A 17,277-nucleotide genomic window follows, 5' to 3' on the forward strand; every position below is an offset into this window, starting at 1 on the left:
GCGCTCACTGCTCGGGCCGGAAGCCGGTGGCCTTGACGACCGCGCCCCAGTAGCCGATTTCCTTGCGCAGCAGCGCATCGACCTCGCCGGCGGTACGGAAGTCCGGCGTCATGGTCTGCTTGTTGGTGAGGATGTCGCGCACCTCGGGCATGGCGAGCACCTGCTTGACGGCGGCCTGCATGCGCTCCATCTCGGCCTTGGGCGTCTTGGCCGGCGCCCACAGCGCCGTCCAGGCGTCGCCGGTGTCCACGTTGAAGCCCTGCTCCATGAGCGTGGGCACGTCGGGCAGCAGCGGCGAGCGCTTGGCGCCGAACACGCTGATCACCTTCACCTGTCCGCCGCGCTGGTGCGGCGCGATGTCACCGGCGGTCATGATCCCGGCAGCCACCTGCCCGCCCACCAGGTCCGTCACCAGCGGGCCGTTGCCCCGGTAGGGCACGACGTTGAGCGTCACGCCCGCGGCCTTGGCCAGTTGCAGGCCGCTGAAGTGCGTGTGGCCGCCCAGCCCCGCCGAGCCGAAGGTGGCCTCCTTGGGATGCGCCTTGACCCAGCCGATGTAGTCCTTGACGCTGGACACGCCGGTGCGGCTGTTGACGGCCAGCGCCAGCGGGTACGACACCACCATCGCCACCGGCGCCAGGTCGGTCAGCAGGTCGTACTTCAGCACCGAGGTCGGATAGAGCACGTACTGGAACACGCCGGTGGCATTGGGTGCAAGCATGTACGTCTGCCCGTCGGGCGCGGCGTTCTTGAGCGCCTCGGCCGCCAGGCGCCCGCCGGCACCGGGCTTGTTCTCGACGATGACGGTCTGGCCCAGCGGCTGGCGCAGCTTCTCCGCCAGCACCCGCGCGACCATGTCGGTGGACCCGCCGGGCGCGAAGCCCACGATGATGCGCATGGGCGGCTTGTCCTCGGCCTGGGCGCCGGCGCCCAGGCCCAGGATCGCGGCGGCCAGCAGCGTCTTCATGAAATGGCATCGGTTCATCTGTGTCTCCTGTCGTTGTCGAGCTTGCGGGGCCGATCAGTGGGCCTGCTCGCCGAAGCGGCGCAGGTGGTGGTGCGCGTCGCCCAGGATCTGGCCGATGGCCATCAGCCGCTTGGCGTAGTGGCCGACGCGGCACTCCTCGGTCATGCCCATGGCGCCGTGCATCTGGATCGCGGCCAGGCTGACCTGGCGGCCCAGTTGCGCCGTCATCACCTTGGCCGCCGACACCAGGCGCCGGCGCTGCGGCACCGAGTCCGCCTCCAGTGCCATGGCCGCGGCGCAAGCCATCGACTTGGCCTGCTCCAGCGCGATCACCATGTCGGCCAGGCGGTGCTGCAGCACCTGGAATTTCGCCAGCGGCGCGCCGAACTGCTTGCGCGTGCGCAGCTGCTCCGTCGTGAGCTCGACCAGGGCCTCGATGGCGCCGGCGGCCTCGGCGCACAGCGCCGCGTTGGCGCGGTCCAGCGTCTCGTCCAGCAGCACGTGCGCCGCGCCCTCGGTCCCGACCAAGCGCCCGGGCTCCACCCGAACGCCGCGCAGCTCCACGTGGGCGGCGCGGCGGCCGTCCAGCGTGTTGAAGCCGTGCAGGCGCAGGCCCGGCGCCTTGGCATCCAGCGCGAACAGGCTCAGGCCCTCGGGGCCGTGGCGCTCGCCCGCGGTGCGCGCCACCACCAGCAGCAGGTCGGCACTGTCGCCGTCGAGCACCAGGCTCTTGCGGCCGTCGAGCACCCAGCCTTCACCGTCGCGGCGGGCACGCGTCTGCACGTCGTCGAAGTGGTAGCGCGCCTGGGGCTCGCTGCAGGCCAGGGCCAGCCGCAGCTCGCCGCTGGCCACGCGCGGCAGCCATTGCGAGCACTGCTCGGGCGAGCCCGCCCGCGCCAGCAGCTGCCCGGCCAGCACGACGCTGGAGAACCAGGCGCCGCCGCCGAGCGCGCGGCCCAGCTCCTGCGCCACCAGCATCGTCTCCACCGGGCCTTGGCCACTGCCGCCGAGCTCGGGGTCGAAAGGCAGGCCCAGCAGGCCCATCTCGGCCATCGCCGCGTGGCGCCGGGCGGCCGTCTCGGGCGCCGGCGCGTTGCCGCGCTCGTGCGCGGGGTACTCGCCGTCGCAGAAGCGCTGCACCGCCTCGCGCAGCGCCAGGTGGTCGTCGTTGAGCGCGAAATCCATGGTGATACTCCTCAGGCCGACAGCACGGCCTTGGCGATCAGGTTGCGTTGCACCTCGTTGGCGCCGCCGTAGATGGACAACTTGCGCGCGTCCAGGCAGTTGGCCGCCAGCGAACCCAGCTCGGCCGGGGCCGGCGGCTCGTCCAGGGCCTCCAGCGCTTCCAGCCGCTGCAGTTCGGCGTCGAAGGGCACGGCGTGCGGCCCGGCGATGTCCACCAGCAACTCGTAGATGGCCTGGCGCAGCTCGGTGCCGCGCACCTTGAGCATCGAGGCCTCCACCGCCGGCACGCGGCTGCCCTGGTTGGGGCTGAGCAGGCGCAGCGCCGTGAACTCCAGCGCCAGCAGCTCGATCTCGAACTGCGCCAGCCGCGCCTGCAGCAGCGGGTCCTCGGCCAGGCCCTGCTGCTGCGCCAGGCGCCGGGCACGGGCGAGCTGCTGCTTGCACGAGCCGATGCCGGCGATGCCGGTGCGCTCGTGGCCCAGCAGGTACTTGCCGCAGGTCCAGCCCTTGTGCAGCTCGCCCACCAGGTTCTCGACCGGCACGCGCACGTTGTCGAGGAACACCTCGTTGAGGTCCTCGCCGCCTTCGAGCATGCGGATCGGGCGCACCTGCACGCCGGGCGAGGCCATGTCGATGAGCAGGAAACTGATCCCTTCCTGCGGCTTGGCCGCGTTCGGGTCGGTGCGCACCAGCGCGAACATCATCGAGCACCACTGCGCGTAGGAGGTCCACACCTTGTGGCCGTTGACGACGAAGTGGCGGCCGTCGGGCTCCAGCACGGCGGTGGTGCGCAGCGACGCCAGGTCCGAGCCCGCGCCGGGCTCGGAGAAGCCCTGCGCCCACCAGGTGTTGCTGTGGCGGATGTCGGGCAGGTACTTCGCCTTCTGCTCGGCGGTACCGAAGGCGATGAGCACCGGGCCCAGCATCTGGATGCCGCTGGCAATGATGCGCGGCGCGCCGCCGAGCAGCGTCTCCTCGTCGAAGATGTAGCGCTGCAGCGGCGTCCAGCCCGGGCCGCCGTGCTCCACCGGCCAGCCCGGCGTGATCCAGCCGCGCTCCTCCAGGATGCGGAACCAGGTCACGTAGTCCTCATGCTCCAGGCGCAGGCCCAGCTCCACCTTGCGCTTGATGCGCGCGGGCAGCCGCTCCTGCACGAAGCGGCGCACCTCCTGGCGGAAGGCCTCGTCGGCGGGGGAAAACTCCAGCTTCATGCTCTGCGTCCTTCAGGGCTTGCACACCAGCAGCGCGTCCAGCGCGAGGGCGCGCTCGGGGTAGGCCACCAGCGGGTTGATGTCGATCTCGGTGATCTGCGGGTTGGCGCGCATCTGCGCGCCCACGCGGGCGACCACGCGCGCCACCGCGCGCACGTCCACGGCGCTGGCGCCACGCACGCCGCGCAGCAGCGAGGCCGCCTTCAGGCGCGAGAGCTCCTCGACGATGTCGTCCTCGGCCAGGTCGGCCGGGATCAGGCGCACGTCCTTGAGCGCCTCGATCCACACGCCGCCCAGGCCGACCAGCACCACCGGGCCCCACTCGGCATCGCGCCGCGCGCCCACGACGAGCTCCAGCCCGCGCGCGCCCATGGCCTCGACCAGCACGCCGTCGAGTTCCAGCTCGGGGCGGTGGCGCTTCACGCTTTCGTGCAGTTGCCGCCAGGCCGTGCGCAGCGCCGCCTCGTCGGCCACGCCGACGATCACGCCGCCAACGTCGCTCTTGTGCGGCAGCGCGCTGGCCTGCGCCTTGAGCACCACCGGCCAGCCGATCTCGCCGGCGGTGCGCAGGGCCTCGTCAAGGCTGCGGGCCAGCGCGCCGCGAGGCGCCTCGATGCCGGCCTCGGCCAGCCAGACCTTGCCCTGGTACTCCGCGAAGATGCCGTTGGCCGGGACGGGACCGGGCAGCTTCACCATGCTCGCCGCGGCGGCGGCGGCGCGGCCGGCGCGGGCCACGTTCTCGCCGTAGATCGCCACGCGGCGCAGGGCGCGCAGGGCGCGGTCGCCGGAGCGGAACATCGGCACGCCGCTGGCCTGGATGGCCTCGACGAAGAAAGGCTCGATCGGGCCGTTGTCGCCGTTGAGCACCAGCACCGCGGGCTTGTTCGAGCGCGCCAGCGCGGGCAGCAGGTGCTCGGCCTTGTCGCGCTGCGCCACCGCGGGGCCCACGGGAATGGCCAGCACCAGGCTGGCGATGTTCGGGTCGGCCAGCAGCGTGTCGGCGATCTCGCCCACCAGCCCCGGCTGGCGCACGCCGATGGTGGTGTAGTCCAGCGGGTTCTCGGCCACGGCGTAGCTCGGCAGCTTGGCCTGCAGCGCCTCGACCGTGGCCGGTGCCAAGGCCGGCATGGGCAGCCCGATGTCGTCGGCGAAGTCCAGCGCGATGTTCTTCATCGCGCCCGAGCCGGTCATGAAGGCCACGCCGCCGACCTGCGGTGCCGGGTGGCGCAGCAGGATGGCGGTGGTGTCAAACAGTTCGTCCAGCGAATCCACCTGCACCACCGCCTCGCGCGCCAGCAGCGCCGTGGCCGTGGCGTGGTCGCCGGCCAGCGCGCCGGTGTGCGAAGCCGCGGCCTCGCGGGCACGCTCGCTCTTGCCCGGCATCAGCAGCACCAGCGGCTTGCCGGCCTCGCGCGCCTGGCGCGCCAGCGCCAGGAACTGCCGCGGACGGCGCACCTGCTCGACATAGGCGGCGATGACGCGCGTCTGCGCATCGGCGATGTAGTGGGCCAGCAGGTCCTCCACACCCACGCCGGCCTCGTTGCCGGTGGAGAACACCGCCGTGAGCGGCAGGCCGCGGCCGATGAAGGCGTCGCGCAGGCACGCGGCCATCGCGCCGCTCTGCGCCACCACGCCGATGCCGGGGCGGCCGTTGCAGGGATAGGGCGACACGGGCTCGAAGGTCAGCGGCACGCCGGCCTCGAAGTTGGTGAAGCCCATGCAGTTGGGGCCCACCAGCAGCATGCCGGCCTCGCGCGCCAGCGCGGCGAGCTGCTCCTGGCGGGTGCGGCCCTCGTCGCCGGTCTCGGCATAGCCCGAGGCGAAGAGCACCGCGGCGTGGGTGCGGCGCGCGGCCAGGGCGCGCATGGCGTCCATCACACCGGCTTCGGGAATCGCCAGCACGGCGAGGTCGATGCCTTCGGGCAACTCGTCCACCGTCTTGACGCAGGGGCGGCCGTTGATCTCGCTGCTGCTGCGGCTGACCAGATGCAGCTGGCCCTGCCAGCCGAAGCGCTCCAGGTTGGCCAGCACGAAGCCGCCGAAGGAACGGGGGTCGGCCGAGGCGCCGACGATGGCGATCGATCGCGGCTGGAGCACGCGGCCAACCGGCTGCAGGTCGGTACGCGGGGCGGAATCCGTCATCTCAAGTCCTCTCGCAACAAGCGTGGTGTCGATGGAGCGGATTCTCTGGCATGCCAAAGCATCTTGTAAATACACCAGAAGAGCAGTTCTGGCGTTTTATGGTCGGTGTTTTCCCGAACACGTCAAGCGGTTTGCTGGCCCGCACGGTGCGCAGCGCCGTCTGCCCGTGAGGCCCGGCTCACCTCTTCTCCCTATATAGAGAGCGACTTGGCGTCAGCGCGACATCCTGCCCGGCCAGAACGGCGGCAGGACGCTAAGCTGCGGACACCACAGAAGAACAACTTCAGTGGAAACACATCGTGGTATCCGGGTAATCCATTGCTTGCATGCCACGACACATCAAACGTATATTTGCTTCCACGCCATGAGCACGACCAACGAACCCAGCACTCCCACTCCCATGGACAGCGCCCTCAGCACCGAAGAACTGCGCCCCCGCGCCGGCCGGGCCAACGAGATCCGGGCCGCGCTGCAGGACGAGATCGAGAGCGGCAAGCTCCCGCCCGGCGCGGTACTGGACGAGCGTGCGCTGGCCGCGCGCTTCGATGTCTCGCGCACTCCGGTGCGCGAGGCGCTGCAGCAGCTCGCCGCACGGGACTTGGTGCGCATCGCGCCGCGCCAGGGCGTCACGGTGGCGCGGCTGTCCATCGGCAAGGTGCGCGGGATGATGGAAGCGCTGGGCGAGCTGGAGGCGGTGTGCGCCAAGCTCGCGGCGCGCCGCATCGACGACGAGCTGCGCCAGCGCCTGGACGAGGCCGTCGCCCGCTGCCAGGACGCCGCCATCAACGGCGGCTCGGCCGAGTACGCGCTGGCCAACACCTTCTTCCACGAGACGATCTACGCCGGCAGCCGCAACGAGTACGTGGCCGAGCAGATCCGCCAGGCGCGCCGCCTCGTGCAGCGCTACCGCGCCAAGGACTTCCAGAGCAAGGCGCAGATCAGCAAGTCGTTGCAGGAGCACCTGAAGATCGCGCGCGCCATCCAGGCGGGCGACGAGGCGGGTGCGGCGCAGGCCATGTTGCTGCACGTGCCCATGGGCTCCACCGGCTTTTCCGAGTTCCTGGCCACCGTGCCGATGAGCTTCTTCGACAACGAAGGCGCCTGACGCGCCGCCCCACCATGAACCGCTCGCCCCGCTCCATCGACCTCCCGGGCCTGGCCCACAAGGCGCCCATTCCTCAAGCCGCCCGCGTCGGCCCGCTGCTGTGCTCCTCGGGCATTGCCGGCAAGGACCCCACCACCGGGGAGCTGCCGGCGGACGCCGCGGCGCAGGCGGCCAACGCCTTCGCCAACATGGACCGGCTGCTGGAGGCCGGCGGAGCGCGCCTGGAAGACGTGGCCAAGCTCACCGTCTACCTCAAGGACCCGGCGGCGCGCGAGGCGGTCAACGCCCAGTGGCTGCGGCGCTTCCCGGACCCGCACGACCGCCCGGCGCGGCACATCCTCGAACACGACCTGCAGCACGGCATGGCGCTGCAGCTGGAATTCCTGGCCTTCGTCCACTCCCCTGACCGCTGAGAGAGCCTTTCATGATCATCGACTCGCACGCCCACATCGTCATGCCTCCCGAGAGCTTCCGCTTCATGGCGGAACTCATCGGCGGCCGGGCCAACCCCCACACGCTGCCCAAGATCCCCGAAGCCTCGGTGCGCAAGGTGGCCGAGGAGCTGGTGCGCACCATGGACAGCGTGGGCACCGACGTGCAGTTCATCTCGCCGCGCCCGTACCTGCAGATGCACTCGGTCAAGCCGGGCAAGGTCACGGAGCTGTGGTCACGCCACTGCAACGACCTCATCGCGCGCTTCGTCGAGCTGTTCCCCGACCGCTTCCGCGGCGTGGCCGGCCTGCCGCAGTACATGGACGAGCCGCTGGAGCAGCGCGCCATTCCCGAGCTGCGCCGCTGCGTCGAGCAGCTGGGCTTCGTGGGTTGCCTGATCAACCCCGATCCCACCGAGGGCGCCGGCCCCACGCCGCCGGGGCTGGGCGAGGAGTTCTGGCACCCGCTGTACCAGGCCATGGTGGAGCTTGACGTGCCGGGCCTGATCCACTCGGCGGGCAGCTGCAGCACGCGCGAGAGCTACACGCTCAAGTTCATCAACGAGGAGAGCATCGCCATCGTCTCGCTGCTGGGCGCCAAGGTCTTCGACAAGTTCCCCGCGCTCAAGATCGTGGTGGCCCACGGCGGCGGCGCGATCCCCTACCAGATGGGCCGCTTCCGCTCCTGGAACGCGCGCAAGGGCGAGGCCGTGAGCTTCGACGAGCAACTGCGCAAGCTCTATTTCGACACCTGCAACTACTCCAAGGAAGCCATCGAGCTGCTGATCAAGGTGGCCGGCACCGACAACGTGCTCTTCGGCACCGAGAAGCCGGGCACCGGCAGCGCGCGCGACCCGGTGAGCGGCCGCGACTACGACGACATGAAGCCCGTGATCGAGAGCATCGAGTGGCTGACCTCGCAGCAGCGCACCAACATCTTCGAATGCAACTGCCGGCGCGTGTACAGCCGCGCCTTCCGCAAGGACGGCGAGTAAGGCGCCCGGCCACCATACCCACACACCGAGGAGACCACCATGGCCATGACTAGGGAAGACAACGAGCTGCTGACCCGCGTCGAGAACGGCGCGCCCATGGGCGAGATGATCCGCCAGCACTACTGGATCCCGGCCGTGCCGGCGGCCAAGCTCGTGGCTGACGGCGCGCCGGTACGCGTGCGGCTGCTGGGCCGCAACTACGTGGCCTTCCGCGTGACGGACGGCAGCGTGGGCGTGGTGGACGAGCAGTGCCCGCACCGCAAGGCCTCGCTGGCGCTGGCGCGCAACGAGGACAACGGCCTGCGCTGCCTCTTCCACGGCTGGAAGTTCAACGTGCGCGGCGAGGTGGTGGAGGCGCCCAACCACACCGGCGACCAGCGCCAGTTCTGCAGCCACGTGCGCGTCAACCGCTACACGGTGGCCGAGCGCGGCGGCATCGTCTGGGTCTGGCTGGGCCAGGGCGAGCAGCCGCCCAAGTTCCCCAACCTGCCCTTCGTGGACCTGCCGGAGAACCAGCGCGCCGTCACCAGCCAGGAGGTGCCCACCAACTGGGTGCAGGGCGTGGAAGCGTCGATGGACAGCTCGCACGTGGGGGTGCTGCACGAGTCCACCACGCAGCTCACCGCCGGCTCGGGCAACGAGCGGCTGCACATGACCAAGGCGCTGGCGCCGAAGCTGGAGTTCGAGGAGCGGCCCTACGGCTACCGCTACGCCGCGCTGCGCGCGCTGCCCGATGACAAGGTGTATGCGCGCGTCAACAACTTCGTGATGCCCTGGTACGGCATCATCTGCCCGCCCGATGCCAAGGGTCCCAGCACGGTGTTCTTCTCCACGCCGGTGGACGACGTGACGCACCGCGCCTGGTTCGTGCACTTCAACCCGCATCGGCCGCTGGGCATGACGGTGATGTCGGCCTCGCCCGACGTGTGGAACTTCCCGCCGCTGCCCCCGGGCAGCCCCGCGGACAACTGGGGCCAGAACCGCGACCTGATGAAGCGCGGCCATGCCACGGGCTTCCCGCAGCACCTGGGCACCGAGGATTTCGCGATGTTCCTCAGCCAGGGCCCGATCTACGACCGCACCGACGAACAGCTGTGCTCGGCCGACGGCGCGGTGCTGCGCGTGCGCGCGCAACTGCTGCGCTCGGTGCGCGAGTTCATGGCCGGGCAGACGCCCAGGCTCGCCGACAACCCCGAGCTCGACTACGCCCAGGCCGTCTCGGTCGGCGGCGTGATCAACGCGGGCGCCGACTGGCGCGCCCTCACCAAGGCCGATTGAGAAGGCAACCCGACGTGGACTACCGCATGACCTCCCCCACGCGCCGACGGCTGCTGCTGTCCGCGGCTGCCGGCCTGGCGCCGGGCCTGCTGCGGGCGCAGCCGGACAAGCCGGTGCTGCGCATCCTGGTCGGGCTGCCGCCGGGCGGCGGCACCGACGCCATCGCGCGCGCCATCGCCGACCGGCTGCACGAGCACCTGGGCCAGCCGGTGATGATCGACAACCGCGTGGGCGTGGGCGGGCGCCTGGCCTGCGACGCGCTGATGGCGTCCAAGCCCGATGGGCTGACCTGGATGATCGCGCCCAACGCCACGCCCACCTTCCAGACGCTGGTGTTCGGATCACAGCTCAAGTGGAATCTGTTCCGCGACTTCGCGCCGGTGGCCGCCCTGGTGAGCTACCCGCTGGGCATGGCCGTGAGCACCGCCACGGGCGTGACCAACGTGCGCGAGTTCGTGCAGTGGGTGCGCGAGCATCCGAAGGAGGCCAGCTTCGGCGTGCCGGGGCTGGGCGGCCAGAACCACTTCCTGGGTGCGCAGTTCGCCAAGGCCATGGGCATTGACTTGCCGGTGACGCCTTACAAGGGCACGCCGCCGCTCATCACGGACCTGGTGGGCGGCCACGTGCCGGCGGCCGTGACGCTGATGGACGAGATGCTCAAGCACCACCGCAGCGGCCGCGCGCGCGTCATCGGCATCTTCAGCGACAAGCGCTCGGAGCTGATGCCCGACATCCCGACCATGGCCGAGCAGGGCGTGAAGATGCTCGCCAGCGAGGGCTGGACCGCGATGTGGGCGCCGGCCAAGACGCCGCCGGCCGAGATCGCGCGCATGCAGCAGGCGCTGCGCAAGGTGCTGGAGACGCCCACGGTGCGCGAGCTGCTCACCACGCGGCTGTCGGTGGTGCCGGGCTACCTCGACGGCGCGCAGATGGCCCAGCGCCAGCGCGACGAGCTCGCCGCCTGGGAGCCCATCATCAAGGCCTCGGGCTTCAAGCCGGAGTGAGGACGCCGAGATGCTGAGCGCCGAGAAGAACCGCCGGCTCACCGAGGTCGGCCCCGGCACCCCGATGGGCGAGCTGCTGCGCCGCTACTGGCATCCGGTGGCGGGTATCGACGAGCTTGAGCGCCATCCGGTCAAGGCCGTGCGCCTGATGGGCGAGGACCTGGTGCTGTTCAAGGACGCCGAGGGGGCCTATGGCCTGGTGGACCGGCACTGCGCGCACCGGCGCGCGGACCTGTCCTACGGCTTCGTCGAGCCAGGCGGCCTGCGCTGCAACTACCACGGCTGGCAGTTCGACGTGCAAGGCCGCTGCGTGCACCAGCCCTTCGAGGAGGCGGCCGACCCGCAGGCGCGCGCGAAGTGCAAGGTGCGGCTCAAGGCCTACCGCGTGCAACCCCTGGCCGGGATGCTGTGGGCCTACATGGGCCCCGAGCCCGCGCCGCTGCTGCCCGACTGGGAGGCCTTCAGCTGGGCCAACGGGTTCGTGCAGGTGGTGTTTTCCGAGGTGCCCTGCAACTGGCTGCAGGCGCAGGAGAACTCCATCGACCCGGTGCATTTCGAGTGGATGCATGCCAACTGGGGGCGGCGGCTGCGCGGCGCGGGCGGCCATGCGCCCAGGCACCTGAGGCTGGGCTTCGAGGAGTTCGAGTTCGGCTTCACGTACCGGCGCATCAGCGAGGACACCGACGAGCAGCACCCGCTGTGGACCATCGGGCGGGTGTGCCTGTGGCCCAACGGCTTCTTCCTGGGCGACCATTTCGAATGGCGCGTGCCGGTGGACGACACCCACATGCTCAGTGTCACGTGGAGCTTCATCCGCGTGCCGCGCGAGGCCGAGCCTTACGTGCAGCGCTCCATCCCCTCGTGGACCAGCCCGATCAAGGATGCGGCGACCGGGCGCTGGATCACCACTCACGTGATCAACCAGGACATCGTGGCCTGGGTGGGCCAGGGGCCGGTGACGGACCGCAGCCAGGAGAACCTGGGCGCCAGCGACCGCGGCATCGCGCTGCTGCGGCGGCGTCTCTTCGACGACATGGACGCCGTGGCGCAGGGGCTCGACCCCAAGGGCCTGATCCGCGATCCCGAGCGCAACCGGCGCGTGTTCCTGCCCAGCGACTCGCGCGAGTTCTTCCTGCGCGGGCTGCCGCGCGCCGAGTACGAGCGCCATCCCAAGTGGAGCAAGCTGCTGCACCACTTCATCTTCCACGCCGGCCAGCCCGAGGCGGTGCAGCGTGCCTGCGAGGAAGCCACCGGTGTGGCGATCCGGGCCGTGGACGTGGTGGACATCTGACGAGAACGAAACATGAGCCTTCCGCAAAGCATCGAGGTGCGCGTGCGCGCCGTCACCTGGGAGGCCGAGGGCATCCTCGGCTTCGAGCTGGTACCGCTGCCTCCGCGCAAGTCGCTGCCGCCCTTCAGCGCCGGCGCGCACATCGACCTGCACCTGCCCAACGGGCTGATCCGCAGCTACTCGCTGCTGAATTCGCAGGACGAGACGCACCGCTACGTCATCGGCGTCAACCGCGACGCGGCCAGCCGCGGCGGCTCGCGCTACCTGCACGAGACGCTGCGCCCCGGCGACGTGCTGACCATCGGTGAGCCGCGCAACAACTTCGCGCTCGACGAGGAAGCCGCGCACAGCGTGTTCATCGCCGGGGGCATCGGCATCACGCCGCTGCTGGGCATGATCCGCCGCCTGCAGTCGCTGGGGCGGCCGTGGCAGCTGTTCTACGCCGCGCGCACACGCCAGGGCGCGGCCTTCGTGGACGAGCTGCAGCGGCTGCGCGACGCCACCGGCGCCGCCGTGCAGTTCTGCTTCGACCGCGAGAACGGCGGCCGGATGCTGGACCTGGGCGCCATCGTGGCCGCGCTGCCGGCCGATGCCCATGTGTACTGCTGCGGCCCGCTGCCGATGCTGGAAGCCTTCGAGCGTGCCACCGCCGGGCTGCCGCCGCGGCAGGTGCACGTGGAGTACTTCGCCGCGCGCGAGGCGGCCGCCACCGAGGGCGGTTTCACGGTGGAGCTCGCCCGCAGCGGCCGCAGCCTGGTGGTGCAGCCCGGCCACACCATCCTCGACAGCCTGCTGGAGATCGGCGTGGAGCCGCCCTACTCCTGCCGCGAGGGCGTCTGCGGCACCTGCGAGGTGCGCGTCATCGACGGCACGCCCGACCACCGCGACCTCGTGCTCAGCGCCGCCGAGAAGGCGGCCAACGACCGCATGCTGATCTGCTGCTCCGGCGCGTGCAGCAGCAAGCTGGTGCTGGACCTCTAGCACTCTCCTCGCACCCACACGTTCCTCTACCCCTGCCGCTTGCGCTGTCCGCAGCGCGGCGGGCCTGAACACGCCCCAAGGAGACTCCCATGAGCGAAGCCCTCATCACCTACCAGCTCGAAGGCCCGATCGCGGTCATCGGCCTGAACCGTCCCGCCAAGCGCAATGCGATCAACGAGGCCGTGATCGACGAGCTGCGCGCGGCCGTGGCCCGCGCGGCCGACGAGGCCGACGTGGCGGTACTGCATGGTCACGGCAGCAACTTCTGCGCGGGCCTCGACCTGGCCGAGGCGCTGGCGCGCGCCACGGGCCAGGTCCAGCCGCCCAGGAAGCGCAAGCGCCACAGCTGGCACGAGGTGTTCGACCAGATCGCGCGCGGCCCCATCCCCTACGTGGCCGCGCTGCACGGCGCGGTCGTGGGCGGCGGGCTGGAGCTGGCCACCGCGGCGCATGTGCGCGTGTGCGACGAGACCGCCTTCTTCGGGCTGCCCGAGGGGCAGCGCGGCATCTTCGTGGGCGGCGGCGGCACCGTGCGCATCCAGCGCGTGGTGGGCTACACCGTGATGGCCGACATGATGCTCACCGGCCGGCTGCTGTCGGCCGCCGAGGGCGAGCGCGAGCACATCGTGCGCTACGTCGTGCCGCCGGGCCAGGCGCTGGCCAAGGCCATGGAGCTGGCCGCCAAGATCGCCCGCAACACGCCCGACACCAACTGGCGCATCACCAGCGTGCTGCCGCGCATCAACGACCTGTCCCACGACGACGGCCTGTTCATGGAGTACCTCAACTCCAACCTGCAGCGCTCGCCCGAGACCGCCGAGCGGCTGCGCGAGTTCGTTGAAGGCCGCGCGGCGCCGCTGGCGGCACCGGGCAAGGCTGAGTGAGACGAGAGGGAACCACATGAGCACCGACCTGATGAATCCCAGCCCGGCCGAGCGTGAGCAGGCCGCTGCCCACATCGCCGCCGCACGCACGCTGGCGGCCGACATCGGCCTGCCCCCGGGCGTGCAGCCGCGCCCGATCAGGCGCGTGGCCGTGATCGGCGCGGGCACCATGGGGGGCGGCATTGCCATGGCGCTGGCCAACATTGGCATCCCCGTGACGCTGATCGACGCCGATGCCAAGGCGCTGGACCGCGGCCTGGCCCGCGTGCGCGACAACTACGCCGGCAGCGTGGCGCGCGGCCGGCTCGACGCCGACGCCATGGCGCAGCGCCTGGCGCTGATCGACGGCAGCGTGTCGCTGGCCGAGGGCGTGCGCGACGCCGACGTCGTCATCGAGGCCGTGTTCGAGGACATGGCGCTCAAGCAGCGCCTGTTCCGCGAGCTCGACGCCGCGGCGCGACCGGGAACGATCCTGGCCACCAACACGTCCGGGCTGGACATCGACGAGATCGCCGCCGTGACCTCGCGGCCGCAGGACGTGGCGGGCGCGCACTTCTTCAGCCCGGCGCACGTGATGAAGCTGCTGGAGGTGGTGCAGGCCAAGCACACCGCGCCCGACGTGATCGCCACGCTGATGGACTTGGGCCGGCGCATGGGCAAGGTGGCGGTGCTCGCGCGCATCTACCCGGGCTTCATCGGCAACGCGCTGTTCCGCAACTACACGCGCGAAGCCCACTTCCTGGTGGAGGACGGCGCGCTGCCGCACGAGGTGGATGCCGCGCTCAAGCGCTTCGGCTACGCCATGGGCATCTTCGCGGTGCACGACATGGCCGGCAACGACGTGGGCTACCAGACGCGCAAGGCGCAGATGGCGACCCGGCCCACGGACCGGCGCTGGAACGACCTGATCCTGAAGCTGGTGGACCTGGGCCGCCTGGGCCAGAAGAGCGGCGCCGGCTGGTACCGCTACGAAGCGGGCAGCCGCGAGCCGCAGCGCGACCCGGTGGTCGAGCAGTTCATCGTCGAGGAATCGGCGCGCATGGGCATCGAGCGCCGGCCGGTGTCGGAGGAGGAGATCCTCAAGCGCTGCCTCTACGGCATGGTCAACGAGGGCGCGCGGCTGCTGGAGCAGGGCATCGCGCTGCGGCCCAGCGACATCGACATCGTCTACGTCACGGGCTACGGCTTCCCGGCGCACCAGGGCGGCCCGATGTTCATGGCCGACCGCATCGGCCTGGACCGGGTGTACGCCGACATCCAGCGCCTGCATGCGGAGCACGGCTACTGGTGGCAGCCCGCGCCGCTGCTGGAGCGGCTGGCGCGCGAGGGGGGGCGTTTCGCCGACCTGCAGGCCCGGGCCTGACCCTTCAACGACCACGGGACGACGCATGGATCTCGGACTCCAGGGCCGCCAGGCCATCGTGTGCGCCTCCTCGCAGGGGCTGGGCCATGCCTGCGCGCAGGCGCTGGCCGCGGAAGGCTGCGCGGTGTTCCTCAACGGCCGCCACGAGGACAAGCTGCAGGCCGCCGCGCAGGCCCTGCGCGCGGCCAGCGGCGCCCGCGTGACGGCCGTGGCGGCCGACCTGCGCACCGAGGAGGGCCGGGCGCGGCTGCTGGCGGCCTGCCCCGAGCCCGACATCCTGGTCAACAACAACGCCGGCCCGCCGCCGGGCCGGCTGGCCGACTGGGACCATGCGGCCTGGCTGGACGCCCTGGAGGCCAACTTCCTGCCGGCGGCGCTGCTGATCCGGGCCGTCGTGCCCGGCATGCGCCGGCGGCGCTTCGGCCGCATCGTGAACATCACCTCGGCCATGGTGAAGTCGCCCCATCCGGAGATGGGCCTGTCCACCGCGGCGCGCTCGGCCCTGACGGCGCTGTCCAAGGCGGTGTCGCGCGAGGCCGCGATCGACAACGTGACGCTCAACAACCTGCTGCCCGAGCGCTTCGACACGCCGCGCCAGGAAGCCATGGCGCAGCGCCTGGTACGGGAGCAAGGCATCACGCGCGAAGAGGCACGCCAGCGCATCGCCGACACCCTGCCCGCGCGGCGCCTGGGGCGCCCCGAGGAATTCGGGGCGGCCTGTGCGTTCCTGTGCAGCGTGCACGCGGGCTTCATCACCGGCCAGAACTTGAGCCTGGACGGCGGCGCGAGCGCCGGCCTGCTCTGACGCCGTTCTCTTTCCGCATCCCAGACCAAGACCGACATGAAAGTTGCCCGCTTCACCGCCGAGGGCCGCACCGCCATCGGCATCGTCCAGGACGACCGGGTGTTCGAACTCTCCACGCTGGTTGCGCAAGCACCCGCCACGATCCGGGAGGTGCTCGCCGCCGGCTCCGGCCTGCGCCAGCGCATCCAGGCCGCGCTGCGGCAGCCGCCCGCGGGCCGTGCGTTGTCCAGCGTCCGACTTCTGGCGCCCGTTCCTGACGCGCAGAAGTACCTGGCCATCGGCATGAATTACCGCGACCATGCCGAGGAGGCACGACGCGCCGGCGTGCCGGTGCCGACCAGTCAACTCTGGTTCAACAAGCAGGTGTCGTGCATCACCGGCCCCTTTGACCCGGTCTACAAGCCGCGCGTGTCGGAGCAACTCGACTATGAAGCCGAGCTGGGCGTGGTGATCGGCACGCGCTGCCGCTACGTCAGCGAGGCCGAGGCCCGCCATGTCGTAGGCGGCTATTTCGTGGCCAACGACGTGTCGGCCCGCGACTGGCAGCGTCAGAGCCCGACGTTCACCTTGGGCAAGTCCTTCGACACGCACGGGCCGACGGGCCCGTGGATCACCACCGCGGACGAGATCGAGGATCCGCATGCGCTGCAGATGCGGCTCTGGGTCAACGGCGAGCTGCGCCAGCAGGCCAGCACCGGCGGGATGATCTTCAACATCTGGCAGCAGATCCACCATCTCTCGCAGGTCATGACATTGGAGCCGGGCGACCTGATCGCCACCGGCACCTGCGCCAACGTCGGCATCGCACTGGGCAAGCTGCTGCAGCCCGGCGACGTGGTGCGTGTGGCGATCGACGGTCTGGGACACATCGAGAACCGCGTCGAAGCCGAGCCGGCCTGATTTCCATCCGCCGCACCGAGTGACCATTGCCGGTGCCGCAAGCAGAACCGCAAGCAGGAGCAGCCATGAAGATTCTCGTGCCCGTGAAACGGGTGGTGGACTACAACGTGAAGGTGCGCGTGAAAAGCGACGGCTCGGGCATGGACCTCGCCGGCGTGAAGATGAGCATGAACCCCTTCGACGAGATCGCCGTCGAGGAAGCGGTTCGGCTCAAGGAGAAGGGCGTCGCCAGCGAGATCGTCGTGGTCTCCTGCGGTGTGGCGCAGTGCCAGGAGACGCTGCGCACGGCTCTCGCCATCGGCGCGGACCGCGCCATCCTGGTCGAGACCGACGCCGAGCTGCAGCCGCTGGCCGTGGCCAAGATCCTCAAGGCGCTGGTGGACAAGGAGCAGCCGGGCCTGGTGATCCTGGGCAAGCAGGCCATCGATGACGACAACAACCAGACCGGCCAGATGCTCGCCGCGCTGGCCGACCTGCCGCAGGCCACCTTCGCCTCCAAGGTCGAAGTGGCGGACGGCAAGGCCAAGGTGACGCGCGAGGTGGACGGCGGCCTGGAGACCATCGAGGTCACGCTGCCGGCCGTGGTCACGACCGACCTGCGCCTGAACGAGCCGCGCTACGTGACGCTGCCCAACATCATGAAGGCCAAGAAGAAGCCGCTGGAGACCGTCAAGCCGGCCGACCTGGGCGTCGATGTCACGCCGCGCATCAAGACCGTGAAGGTCAGCGAGCCCC

The 17,277-nt window shown here is 70.7% G+C and carries 16 protein-coding genes; 12 read left to right on the forward strand and 4 right to left on the reverse strand.

Annotated elements, in window-relative coordinates:
- Nucleotides 1-4 precede the first annotated feature (4 nt).
- From Q0741_RS27735 to Q0741_RS27750, 4 genes are read right to left on the reverse strand one after another with little or no spacing between them, the layout of a single operon-like run.
- The gene (locus tag Q0741_RS27735; protein ID WP_298236424.1) at nucleotides 5-985 is read right to left on the reverse strand and encodes a Bug family tripartite tricarboxylate transporter substrate binding protein; all 981 of its coding nucleotides are present in this window, start codon (nucleotides 983-985) and stop codon (nucleotides 5-7) included.
- Nucleotides 986-1,021: 36 nt separating this feature from the next.
- Complete coding sequence (locus tag Q0741_RS27740) at nucleotides 1,022-2,152, reverse strand: acyl-CoA dehydrogenase (protein ID WP_298236425.1); 1,131 nt, start codon at nucleotides 2,150-2,152, stop codon at nucleotides 1,022-1,024.
- Between the two features lie 11 nt (nucleotides 2,153-2,163).
- On the reverse strand, nucleotides 2,164-3,363 hold the full coding sequence (locus tag Q0741_RS27745; RefSeq protein ID WP_298236426.1) for an acyl-CoA dehydrogenase family protein: 1,200 nt from the start codon (nucleotides 3,361-3,363) through the stop codon (nucleotides 2,164-2,166).
- 12 nt (nucleotides 3,364-3,375) lie between these two features.
- Complete coding sequence (locus tag Q0741_RS27750; protein WP_298236427.1) at nucleotides 3,376-5,505, reverse strand: acetate--CoA ligase family protein; 2,130 nt, start codon at nucleotides 5,503-5,505, stop codon at nucleotides 3,376-3,378.
- Nucleotides 5,506-5,905: 400 nt separating this feature from the next.
- On the opposite strand from Q0741_RS27750, the gene Q0741_RS27755 reads away from it, so the two are divergent.
- The 12 genes from Q0741_RS27755 to Q0741_RS27810 all read left to right on the forward strand — a co-directional run.
- Nucleotides 5,906-6,610 carry a GntR family transcriptional regulator gene (locus Q0741_RS27755; protein WP_298236428.1) on the forward strand — a complete coding sequence of 235 codons (705 nt, stop codon included), beginning with the start codon at nucleotides 5,906-5,908 and terminating at the stop codon, nucleotides 6,608-6,610.
- A gap of 14 nt (nucleotides 6,611-6,624) precedes the next feature.
- Nucleotides 6,625-7,023, forward strand: a complete 399-nt coding sequence (locus Q0741_RS27760) for a RidA family protein (RefSeq protein ID WP_298236429.1) — start codon at nucleotides 6,625-6,627, stop codon at nucleotides 7,021-7,023.
- Between the two features lie 11 nt (nucleotides 7,024-7,034).
- A complete protein-coding gene (locus Q0741_RS27765; RefSeq protein WP_298236430.1) occupies nucleotides 7,035-8,036 on the forward strand; it encodes an amidohydrolase family protein in 1,002 nt (333 codons plus the stop codon).
- A gap of 39 nt (nucleotides 8,037-8,075) precedes the next feature.
- Nucleotides 8,076-9,314 carry an aromatic ring-hydroxylating dioxygenase subunit alpha gene (locus tag Q0741_RS27770; RefSeq protein WP_298236431.1) on the forward strand — a complete coding sequence of 413 codons (1,239 nt, stop codon included), beginning with the start codon at nucleotides 8,076-8,078 and terminating at the stop codon, nucleotides 9,312-9,314.
- Between the two features lie 26 nt (nucleotides 9,315-9,340).
- A complete protein-coding gene (locus Q0741_RS27775) occupies nucleotides 9,341-10,318 on the forward strand; it encodes a tripartite tricarboxylate transporter substrate-binding protein (RefSeq protein WP_298236432.1) in 978 nt (325 codons plus the stop codon).
- A gap of 10 nt (nucleotides 10,319-10,328) precedes the next feature.
- The gene (locus tag Q0741_RS27780; protein ID WP_298236433.1) at nucleotides 10,329-11,609 is read left to right on the forward strand and encodes an aromatic ring-hydroxylating dioxygenase subunit alpha; all 1,281 of its coding nucleotides are present in this window, start codon (nucleotides 10,329-10,331) and stop codon (nucleotides 11,607-11,609) included.
- 12 nt (nucleotides 11,610-11,621) lie between these two features.
- Nucleotides 11,622-12,590, forward strand: coding sequence for a PDR/VanB family oxidoreductase (locus tag Q0741_RS27785; protein WP_298236434.1), 969 nt, complete (start codon nucleotides 11,622-11,624; stop codon nucleotides 12,588-12,590).
- Between the two features lie 89 nt (nucleotides 12,591-12,679).
- Complete coding sequence (locus Q0741_RS27790; RefSeq protein WP_298236435.1) at nucleotides 12,680-13,474, forward strand: crotonase/enoyl-CoA hydratase family protein; 795 nt, start codon at nucleotides 12,680-12,682, stop codon at nucleotides 13,472-13,474.
- A gap of 16 nt (nucleotides 13,475-13,490) precedes the next feature.
- Complete coding sequence (locus Q0741_RS27795) at nucleotides 13,491-14,837, forward strand: 3-hydroxyacyl-CoA dehydrogenase (protein ID WP_298236436.1); 1,347 nt, start codon at nucleotides 13,491-13,493, stop codon at nucleotides 14,835-14,837.
- A gap of 25 nt (nucleotides 14,838-14,862) precedes the next feature.
- Entirely contained in the window at nucleotides 14,863-15,642 is a 780-nt protein-coding gene (locus Q0741_RS27800; RefSeq protein ID WP_298236437.1) for an SDR family oxidoreductase, read from the forward strand.
- 36 nt (nucleotides 15,643-15,678) lie between these two features.
- A complete protein-coding gene (locus tag Q0741_RS27805; protein ID WP_298236438.1) occupies nucleotides 15,679-16,542 on the forward strand; it encodes a fumarylacetoacetate hydrolase family protein in 864 nt (287 codons plus the stop codon).
- 65 nt (nucleotides 16,543-16,607) lie between these two features.
- A partial coding sequence (locus Q0741_RS27810; RefSeq protein ID WP_298236439.1) for an electron transfer flavoprotein subunit beta/FixA family protein occupies nucleotides 16,608-17,277 on the forward strand: 670 nt, incomplete at its 3' end.

Source organism: uncultured Azohydromonas sp. (assembly GCF_937926365.1).
GTDB lineage: Bacteria > Pseudomonadota > Gammaproteobacteria > Burkholderiales > Burkholderiaceae_C > Azohydromonas.

Bases quoted from the DNA above. Each gene is read 5' to 3' on its own strand.
- Q0741_RS27775 (WP_298236432.1), top strand. From the start codon at position 9,341: ATGACCTCCCCCACGCGCCGACGGCTGCTGCTGTCCGCGGCTGCCGGC.
- Q0741_RS27770 (WP_298236431.1), top strand. From the start codon at position 8,076: ATGGCCATGACTAGGGAAGACAACGAGCTGCTGACCCGCGTCGAGAAC.
- Q0741_RS27735 (WP_298236424.1), bottom strand. From the start codon at position 985: ATGAACCGATGCCATTTCATGAAGACGCTGCTGGCCGCCGCGATCCTG.
- Q0741_RS27805 (WP_298236438.1), top strand. From the start codon at position 15,679: ATGAAAGTTGCCCGCTTCACCGCCGAGGGCCGCACCGCCATCGGCATC.
- Q0741_RS27740 (WP_298236425.1), bottom strand. From the start codon at position 2,152: ATGGATTTCGCGCTCAACGACGACCACCTGGCGCTGCGCGAGGCGGTG.
- Q0741_RS27765 (WP_298236430.1), top strand. From the start codon at position 7,035: ATGATCATCGACTCGCACGCCCACATCGTCATGCCTCCCGAGAGCTTC.
- Q0741_RS27750 (WP_298236427.1), bottom strand. From the start codon at position 5,505: ATGACGGATTCCGCCCCGCGTACCGACCTGCAGCCGGTTGGCCGCGTG.
- Q0741_RS27755 (WP_298236428.1), top strand. From the start codon at position 5,906: ATGGACAGCGCCCTCAGCACCGAAGAACTGCGCCCCCGCGCCGGCCGG.
- Q0741_RS27785 (WP_298236434.1), top strand. From the start codon at position 11,622: ATGAGCCTTCCGCAAAGCATCGAGGTGCGCGTGCGCGCCGTCACCTGG.
- Q0741_RS27795 (WP_298236436.1), top strand. From the start codon at position 13,491: ATGAGCACCGACCTGATGAATCCCAGCCCGGCCGAGCGTGAGCAGGCC.
- Q0741_RS27745 (WP_298236426.1), bottom strand. From the start codon at position 3,363: ATGAAGCTGGAGTTTTCCCCCGCCGACGAGGCCTTCCGCCAGGAGGTG.
- Q0741_RS27780 (WP_298236433.1), top strand. From the start codon at position 10,329: ATGCTGAGCGCCGAGAAGAACCGCCGGCTCACCGAGGTCGGCCCCGGC.
- Q0741_RS27790 (WP_298236435.1), top strand. From the start codon at position 12,680: ATGAGCGAAGCCCTCATCACCTACCAGCTCGAAGGCCCGATCGCGGTC.
- Q0741_RS27760 (WP_298236429.1), top strand. From the start codon at position 6,625: ATGAACCGCTCGCCCCGCTCCATCGACCTCCCGGGCCTGGCCCACAAG.
- Q0741_RS27800 (WP_298236437.1), top strand. From the start codon at position 14,863: ATGGATCTCGGACTCCAGGGCCGCCAGGCCATCGTGTGCGCCTCCTCG.